Genomic DNA, 7,598 nt, shown 5'->3' with positions numbered 1-7,598 from the left:
GGCAGGCGCCGGCGATGGTTCGCCACGTGCCGGATGTGCTGAATACGCAGCAGAACGAAATCGCGGTCCGTATCCTCAAGGAGATCCGCGACCGGCTGTCGTTCCTGCTCGACGTCGGCCTCAACTATCTGACTCTGTCGCGCTCGTCCGGCACGCTGTCGGGCGGCGAGAGCCAGCGCATTCGCCTCGCCTCGCAGATCGGCTCCGGCCTCACCGGCGTGCTCTACGTGCTCGACGAGCCGTCGATCGGCCTGCACCAGCGCGACAACGCGCGGCTGCTCGACACGTTGAAGCGGCTGCGCGACCTCGGCAACACCGTGATCGTGGTCGAGCACGACGAGGACGCCATCCGGCTCGCCGACTACGTGCTCGACATCGGCCCCGGCGCCGGCGTCCACGGCGGGCATATCATCGCCCAGGGCACGCCGGCCGAGATCATGCGCAATCCGAAGTCGCTGACCGGCAAGTATCTGACCGGCGAACTCGACGTACCTGTGCCGGAGCGGCGGCCGCCGAACCATCGCCGGACCCTGAAGGTCGTCAACGCCCGCGGCAACAATCTCAAGAACGTCTCGGCCGAGATCCCGCTCGGCCTGTTCACCTGCGTCACCGGCGTGTCCGGCGGCGGCAAGTCGACGCTCTTGATCGACACGCTGTACAAGGCGATCGCCCGCAAGCTCAACAATGCCAGCGAGCCGCCGGCCCCGCACGACCGCATCGAGGGCCTCGAGCACATCGACAAGATTATCGACATCGACCAGTCGCCGATCGGCCGCACGCCGCGGAGTAATCCCGCGACCTACACCGGTGCGTTTACGCCGATCCGCGAGTGGTTCGCCGGCCTGCCCGAAGCCAAGGCGCGCGGCTACGAGCCGGGCCGGTTCTCGTTCAACGTCAAGGGCGGCCGCTGCGAGGCCTGCCAGGGCGACGGCGTCATCAAGATCGAGATGCACTTTCTGCCCGACGTCTACGTCACCTGCGACGTCTGCAAGGGCAAGCGCTACAACCGCGAGACGCTCGAGGTGCTGTTCAAGGGCAAGTCGATCGCCGACGTGCTCGACATGACCGTCGAGGAAGCCGCCGAGTTCTTCAAGGCGGTGCCGCGCGTGCGCGAAACCTTCAAGACGCTGCAGCGCGTCGGCCTCGACTACATCCATGTCGGCCAGCAGGCGACAACGCTCAGCGGCGGCGAAGCCCAGCGCGTCAAGCTCGCCAAGGAACTGAGCAAACGCGCCACCGGCCGCACGCTCTACATCCTCGACGAGCCGACGACCGGCCTGCACTTCCACGACGTCGCCAAGCTGCTCGAGGTGCTGCACGAGCTGGTCGCGCAGGGCAACACCGTGGTGGTGATCGAGCACAATCTCGAAGTCATCAAGACCGCCGACTGGGTCATCGACCTCGGCCCCGAAGGCGGCGACGGCGGCGGCGAAATCGTCGCCTGGGGCCCACCGGAGGATATCGTCAAGGCACCAAGGAGCTACACGGGGAAGTTCTTGAAGCCGGTGCTGGAGAAGAAGGGGCCGACGCGGAAGAGGAAGGCGGACGAGGCGGCGGAGTAGCCGCAATGCCGGCGGATATGCCGCCTAAGGTCACTCCCTTCTATTTTTGAGAACTAGGGCCTGGAGTTCCTCGATACTCGATAGGGAGTTGCTCTTGTGCAGCATTGCATGGCAATTGAGGCAGACAGGCCGCATATCTTTCACAGGATCGACCTCGTACTCCTCACCGATCTCATTAAGCGGCTTTAGATGATGTACGTGGATATACCCGTGTCCTAGGCGTCCATACGTCGCTTCAAAATCGAAGCGGCAAACCCGACAGCGGAGGCCCCAATGGGCAATGCATCTGCGACGTGCGTTTGGATCTCGTTCATAAATGTTGACGAAAGTAGATCTTGGCGCCCCTTCAAGGAAGGTCTGAGCTTCTGAAGGTTGAAGTTCATGCTCACTAGCGCCGAGTTTTTCCGTCGGCTCTTGAGAGTATAACCTCTCCAAAAGCACGATTAGATCAGAAGAATGATGAACGGAGTGTGGTGACCCTTTGCGAGGCTTACCAGATTTCGTTGTGGATGCCTCGATAAGATAACTCTCGTGTTTTCCCGAGATAGACTCAACTATGGAAAGAAACTCTTCAACATTGCCTTCAAATGCACAATGTTGCGACCGTATCGATTTGTAGCTTGAACTAACGATATTTAGAAGCGACGATCCTTCGGCCAAGGCGTTGCCTACTAGCATCATACGAATCTTACCATCCACCAGGGTGAGTGCTTCGACTTGGCCGACATTCAATCTGAATCCGTTTGACCAAAGAGTCACTGAGCAGGCCCCCGGTGCAAGGGCCGATGCAATAAGCCAAGAGCGCCATAGTCTCTCTAAGACAGAGTTCCGGTGGTGAGAATTCGGCAATAAGCTGGGAATGATTCGTGCAGCTGACCCGTTTCCGGAGGCGTTCATTCTTTCCACCGCTCCGCCATTTATTGAGCTCGGTTTGACCTAAACCATGCCAGCTCTTGAATTGTCCTGCACCTCAAAATGCATCGTTCGATCGCCAAGTAGCAAGCGTAGCCCGCCTGAGCGTAGCGACATGCAGGATTGCGGTTATTCCGCCGCGATGATGGGGTGGTTTGCCTGCCGCTCCGCAAACGCGAAAGATTGTCCTGGCGTGAGGCACTGACGGACAGTCGACCGAGCACATCGGCGACGCTGATCCTCAGGCCGCGGATGCAGGGTCGGCCATGCAAAATGCCTGGATCAATTTTGATGCGCGGCAGAAGGTCGGACATGTCTAGTCTCCTCCATCAATTCTGCAATGGGTTGTAGCGAGCCGCAGCCTGGATATAGCGGAGCGCAATCCGGGACGCATGCGCCGAAGCCCTGCATTCCGCTACGCTCCATGCGAGCTACCGGGTCGCGGAGATGTGAGGCACGCCGATGGTGCTCGCATCGCCTGAAACTGTTGCAGGATGTGTCGGTCGCGCGCCACGCCACCTTACCGGCGCGTTCCAGGTTTCGACTGCCCCCGATTTGAATCGCCCTCGCGCCCCCCTCCCGTCTAAACTTCCCCAATGTCCCGCCTCACCTCCCTCACCCTTATCGTCGCCCTCGCCCTGCTCCCCGCCGCCGCCTCGGCTGCTTCGCACAAGAAGCACGCCAAGCGCGCGCAGGGGTATGGTTTCCTGCCCGGCTACGTGCAGCCGCCGAGCAATGCCCGTCCGTTGTCGATGCAGAAGCTGTCGCGGGCGCAGTGGGCGTTGGCGCGGCCGCGGCGGCCTTGGTACATCGATCCGACGCCGGACTATTATCGCTGGAATAGCCCGTGGAGCGGCGAATGGCGCTATCTCGGCCACGCCGGCTTCTACCGCGGCCGCTACAACGGCGGCAGCTTCGGACCGTGCTGGACCCAGACGCCGATCGGGCCGATCTGGAATTGCGGCAAGTAGGCCGGAGTCACGGCCGGCGCTGTTCATCGCCGAGCCGTAGGGCGGATCAGGCGCGCAGCGCCGTCATCCGCCGTGAGCTTCACGAACTGGAGAGGCATCGCGGCGGATGACGCGCTTCGCGCTTATCCGCCCTACCAGGCCCAAGCAGGCGGCGAGCGCTCCGCTGGCGAGTGCCACAGCGCCAATCGATTGCTCACGCCCCCATTGCCTCTCCCGCCCCTCCCGGGCCAATAATCCGGCATGACGCTGCACGATGTCCGACTCGCCGTTCGGCGGCTGTACGACGGGGCGACGCCGCAGGGGGTGGCGTTTCGCTATGGCCTGCTGGCGTTCGACGTTCTCACCATCCTGTTCATCGTCGGGACGTCGTTTCTGCCGCCCGATCCGGTCGTCGAGGCGCTGGACACCGGATTCGGCGTGCTGATCCTGATCGATTTCGTGGCGCGGCTGTATGCCAGCCGCGCGCCGATGCGGGAGTTCGGTCGGCTGGCGACCTGGACCGACCTGGTGGCGATCGGCTCGTTCCTGGCGCCGCTGCCCGGCGAGGGCGCCGGCTTCCTGCGCATCCTGCGAACGCTGCGCGCGTTCCAGGACTATCAGATGCTGACCCGGCTGCGCAGCGACAGCGCCTTCTTCCGCCGCAACGAGGAGGTGGTGATCGCGGTGGCGCGGCTGGCAGTGTTCATCTTCGTGATGACGGCGATCGTGTTCGAGACCCAGAGATTCAGCAATCCGCAGATCGCCAACTACGCGGATGCGCTGTACTTCACCGTCACCGCGCTGACCACGACCGGGTTCGGCGACATCACTTTGCCCGGCACGCTCGGCCGGATGATCAGCGTCGTGATCATGATCTTCGGCGTGACGCTGTTCTTCAATCTGGCGCGGGCGCTGATCAGCCCGAACAAGGTGCGCTTCCCCTGCCCGGTGTGCGGGCTGCAGCGCCACGATGCCGACGCGGTGCATTGCAAGGCGTGCGGCACCGTGCTGAATATTCCGGACGAGGGGCGGTGATGATCGAGACCTTGATTTTTCCTGTTCGAAACCGGCCATGGCTCGGCCGCGCCGCTGTCGTCGTCCTGCTCGTCGTCGCTTCGCCCGCTGCAAGCGCATTCGCGCAAGCGCAGCCCGCCGCCGCAACCGCCGCCAAGCCCGTCGCCAACGATCCCACGGCCTTGCTGACCAAGCTCTACACGGCGGCGGCGAAGGACAATGCCGGCGGCAGCTTCGTCAACAATGCCAAGGAGCGCGGCAAATATCTGTCGAAGGCGCTGGCGGCGCTGTGGAGCAAGGCCGAAGCCAAGACCAAGGACGACGGCGTGCCGATCGATTTCGACGTCGTCAGCAATTCGCAGGATCCTGATATCAAATCGTTCGATATCAAGATCGAGAAGCAGGACTCCGGCTCGGCGACGCTGGCGGTGACGCTGACCGGCTCCCAGCCGCGCAAGGTCACGACCGACGATGTCATCCGCTACGACTTCGTCCGCGACGGCGCGCATTGGCGGATCGACGACATTCGCGGCAGCGTCGACGGCAAGCCATGGTCGGTGCGGCAGATGCTGGATGCGTCGCTGAAGGGCTGAGCCCGCGCACACGATCAGCAAGCACAACGCGCGCGCGTACGTCGGCGGACGTTAGCGCCGGCGCCTCCGTAATTCATCGCATTGCATCGCCGGCACCGCCGTGGCACGTCGACACGCGAACGTTCCTGCGTGGCACTCGTAGCTTCCGCAGGGGCAGCAATCCGCCGCGGCATGACACGCGCACCCTGCTCGACCGTTTTGCCGCATCGCTCTTGACTTCATCCCGCCCGGCATCACCTTCACAGCGTCCGGTCCAACGGTGACCCAACAGCAACAACCAGGAGGCGCGCCATGACCGAGATCACGGCTCATTCCAGCAAAGACACGCCGGCCGAGGCGGCATCGCCCGAAGCCGCACCGTCGGTGCGCGACAACAAGGCGCTGCACCGCTTCGAGCTCGACGCCCACGGTGAGGTCGCGTTCGCCAGCTATCGGCGCAGCGGCGACCATGTCGTCATCACCCACACCGAGACCCCGCCGCCGCTACGCGGCCGCGGCATCGCCTCGCAGCTGGTGCGCGGCGCGCTCGAGCTGATCCGCCGCGAGGGGCTGAAGGTGACGGCCGGCTGCGGCTTCGTCGCCGACTATCTCGACGCCCACCCGGAATACGCCGACCTGGCAGCCTGATCGCCCCCTGCGCCGCCTCCCTTAGACGCCCCGGCAATTGCCGGGCGTGCGAGGCTGTGGCAACGGTTCCCGGTGCGGCGCAGCAACGCGCCGCCGGGGGCTGCAGATGACCGACACTCCACCGGAAGGCTTTCAGCCGTTCGCGCTCGGCGATGGCTATATCGGCCACAACGGGCCGTTCTATTGGCGCCAGGACAGCGACGGCCGCGCCGAATTCGGCTTTCTCAGCGACTCGCGCCACGGCAATCCCAACGGCGTGCTGCACGGCGGCGCCATTTTGGCTTTTCTCGACACGATTCTCGGCTTCGCCGTCGTGCTGGAAGCGCAGCGGCGCTGCGCCACGGTGTCGTTCGACAGCCGCTTCGTCGGCACGGTGGCACCCGGCGCCTGGATCACCGGCCGCACCACCATCCGCAAGGTCAGCCGCAGCCTCGCCTTCGTCGACGGCGAAGCCCTCGCCGACGACAAGCTGCTGGTGACAGCCAGCGCCGTGTTTCGCGTGTTCGAGGCCTGAGCGGCGCCGGCTGGGCCTTGAGCAGTTCTGCTTCCCAACTAAGCACAATCGTCATCCTGAGGTGCCCGCCGTGCCGCGCTCTGCGCGGCGCGGAGGGCCTCGAAGGATGTGCCGCGAGTACTTTGCCGCATCCTTCGAGGCGCGCTACGCGCGCACCTCAGGATGACGACTCAGCAGGTGCAGGAAGCGCCATTTCGATCGATGAAGCGCGCTACACGATCTTGATCGACAGATCCGGCAGGCCGTCGAGCTTGGCGAGCAGCACGTCGCCTTTCACCACCGGCCCGACATTCTCCGGCGTGCCCGAATAGATGATGTCGCCGGCTTTCAGTTCGAAGGCTTCCGACAGCTTGGCGATCTGCTCGGCGACGCTCCAGATCATCTTGGAAACGTCGGAGTTCTGCCGAATTGTGCCGTTGACCGCGAGCGAGATCGCGCCCTTGTCGAAATGGCCGGTCTTGCTGGCGGGATGGATCGGCCCGATCACCGCGGCATGGTCGAAGCTCTTGCCGATCTCCCACGGCTTCTTCTCCGCCGCCATGCCGTTCTGCAGATCGCGCCGCGTCATGTCGAGGCCGAGCGCGTAGCCATAGACGTGGTCGAGCGCCTTGTCGGCCGGAATGTTGGTGCCGCCGGACTTCAGCGCGGCGACGAGTTCGACTTCGTGGTGATAGTTCTTGGTCAGCGACGGATACGGATGATCGGCGACGCTACCGATCGCAACGTTCTGGATCGCATCGGTCGGCTTCTGGAAGAAGAACGGCGGCTCGCGAGTGGGATCCGAGCCGCGCTCGATCGCGTGCGCCGCGTAGTTGCGGCCGATGCAATAGATCCGCCGCACCGGGAACACGCCCTGCTCGCCGGCGATCGGGATCGTAATCGTGTCGATAGCGAAAATCGGCTTCGCCGCGGTGTCGGCGGCGGCCGGCGCCGAGCGGGTAGCGGCGCCGGCGAATGCGAGGGCGCCGGTGGCGAGCATGGTGCGGCGGTCGAGCGTGGTCATCAGTCCTCCCGAAGTTTCTTGTTGGGAGGGCTTGGTATCACGTCGCCGACCAGCAATCACCCTCTTCCGCCGGTCGCCAGCCAGAAAGCCAACTCAGAACAGGCCGGGGCTCAGATCCAGTCCGGAGGTCAGCGCAAAAAGAAGCGAAAACGCGATCGCACCGAGGCTCAGGATGGCCAGCGACTTGATCGAATCGATGCCGGCCTCGGCCCAGCTCTCTGACCCCACCAGCGCCAGGAAGAACTTCGAGCCTGGATTTGGATGATAAGTTCGCATTCCGCACCCCGAAGGAGACTGGCATGACGGGCGCTCGCATCGGGATGATGTGTCGCGTCGCGAGCAGCACTCCTTTTAGGAGTCACGTCGGCACGAGAGATAGTTCAGCGGTTATCCCCATGACGACACTGCATGGATGGAACCGGT

At 63.8% G+C, this 7,598-nt stretch carries 10 protein-coding genes; 6 read left to right on the top strand and 4 right to left on the bottom strand.

Features of this window, described 5'->3' with window-relative positions; all coding sequences use genetic code 11:
• On the top strand, positions 1-1,562 hold a 1,562-nt coding region (gene uvrA, locus I5M_RS15820; RefSeq protein WP_022722285.1), incomplete at its 5' end, for an excinuclease ABC subunit UvrA.
• A 30-nt stretch (positions 1,563-1,592) separates the two neighbouring features.
• On the opposite strand, the gene I5M_RS32315 is transcribed toward uvrA, so the two are convergent.
• Together I5M_RS32315 and I5M_RS33710 are read right to left on the bottom strand one after the other, a co-directional pair.
• The gene (locus I5M_RS32315; RefSeq protein WP_199900042.1) at positions 1,593-2,294 is read right to left on the bottom strand and encodes an HNH endonuclease; all 702 of its coding nucleotides are present in this window, start codon (positions 2,292-2,294) and stop codon (positions 1,593-1,595) included.
• A gap of 185 nt (positions 2,295-2,479) precedes the next feature.
• Positions 2,480-2,788, bottom strand: a complete 309-nt coding sequence (locus I5M_RS33710; protein ID WP_244432017.1) for a DUF433 domain-containing protein — start codon at positions 2,786-2,788, stop codon at positions 2,480-2,482.
• Positions 2,789-3,070: 282 nt separating this feature from the next.
• Here I5M_RS33710 and I5M_RS15815 point away from each other — a divergent pair, with 282 nt between their 5' ends.
• From I5M_RS15815 to I5M_RS15795, 5 genes are all read left to right on the top strand, one after another.
• On the top strand, positions 3,071-3,445 hold the full coding sequence (locus tag I5M_RS15815) for a hypothetical protein (RefSeq protein WP_022722284.1): 375 nt from the start codon (positions 3,071-3,073) through the stop codon (positions 3,443-3,445).
• A gap of 240 nt (positions 3,446-3,685) precedes the next feature.
• Positions 3,686-4,459 (top strand): ion transporter, encoded by a 774-nt coding sequence (locus I5M_RS15810; RefSeq protein WP_022722283.1) that lies wholly within the window; start codon positions 3,686-3,688, stop codon positions 4,457-4,459.
• Entirely contained in the window at positions 4,459-5,031 is a 573-nt protein-coding gene (locus I5M_RS15805; RefSeq protein WP_022722282.1) for a DUF3828 domain-containing protein, read from the top strand. The genes I5M_RS15810 and I5M_RS15805 overlap by 1 nt, the downstream gene beginning before the upstream one ends.
• 291 nt (positions 5,032-5,322) lie before the next feature.
• Positions 5,323-5,658, top strand: a complete 336-nt coding sequence (locus tag I5M_RS15800; protein ID WP_022722281.1) for a GNAT family N-acetyltransferase — start codon at positions 5,323-5,325, stop codon at positions 5,656-5,658.
• Between the two features lie 106 nt (positions 5,659-5,764).
• Entirely contained in the window at positions 5,765-6,172 is a 408-nt protein-coding gene (locus I5M_RS15795) for a PaaI family thioesterase (protein WP_022722280.1), read from the top strand.
• 211 nt (positions 6,173-6,383) lie between these two features.
• On the opposite strand, the gene I5M_RS15790 is transcribed toward I5M_RS15795, so the two are convergent.
• Positions 6,384-7,175: a fumarylacetoacetate hydrolase family protein gene (locus I5M_RS15790; protein WP_022722279.1), complete on the bottom strand. Its 792-nt coding sequence runs from the start codon at positions 7,173-7,175 to the stop codon at positions 6,384-6,386.
• A gap of 93 nt (positions 7,176-7,268) precedes the next feature.
• Positions 7,269-7,451: a hypothetical protein gene (locus tag I5M_RS15785; protein ID WP_022722278.1), complete on the bottom strand. Its 183-nt coding sequence runs from the start codon at positions 7,449-7,451 to the stop codon at positions 7,269-7,271.
• Between the last annotated feature and the right edge of the window lie 147 nt (positions 7,452-7,598).

Source organism: Rhodopseudomonas sp. B29 (genome assembly GCF_000333455.1).
Classification (GTDB): Bacteria; Pseudomonadota; Alphaproteobacteria; order Rhizobiales; family Xanthobacteraceae; genus Rhodopseudomonas.
This window is presented reverse-complemented; position numbering and strand designations above follow the sequence as displayed.

Excerpts from the sequence above, each read along its gene's own strand:
- I5M_RS15815 (WP_022722284.1), top strand. The coding sequence starts at position 3,071 with ATGTCCCGCCTCACCTCCCTCACCCTTATCGTCGCCCTCGCCCTGCTC.
- I5M_RS15805 (WP_022722282.1), top strand. The coding sequence starts at position 4,459 with ATGATCGAGACCTTGATTTTTCCTGTTCGAAACCGGCCATGGCTCGGC.
- I5M_RS15795 (WP_022722280.1), top strand. The coding sequence starts at position 5,765 with ATGACCGACACTCCACCGGAAGGCTTTCAGCCGTTCGCGCTCGGCGAT.
- I5M_RS15800 (WP_022722281.1), top strand. The coding sequence starts at position 5,323 with ATGACCGAGATCACGGCTCATTCCAGCAAAGACACGCCGGCCGAGGCG.
- I5M_RS15810 (WP_022722283.1), top strand. The coding sequence starts at position 3,686 with ATGACGCTGCACGATGTCCGACTCGCCGTTCGGCGGCTGTACGACGGG.
- I5M_RS15785 (WP_022722278.1), bottom strand. The coding sequence starts at position 7,451 with ATGCGAACTTATCATCCAAATCCAGGCTCGAAGTTCTTCCTGGCGCTG.
- I5M_RS33710 (WP_244432017.1), bottom strand. The coding sequence starts at position 2,788 with ATGTCCGACCTTCTGCCGCGCATCAAAATTGATCCAGGCATTTTGCAT.
- I5M_RS15790 (WP_022722279.1), bottom strand. The coding sequence starts at position 7,175 with ATGACCACGCTCGACCGCCGCACCATGCTCGCCACCGGCGCCCTCGCA.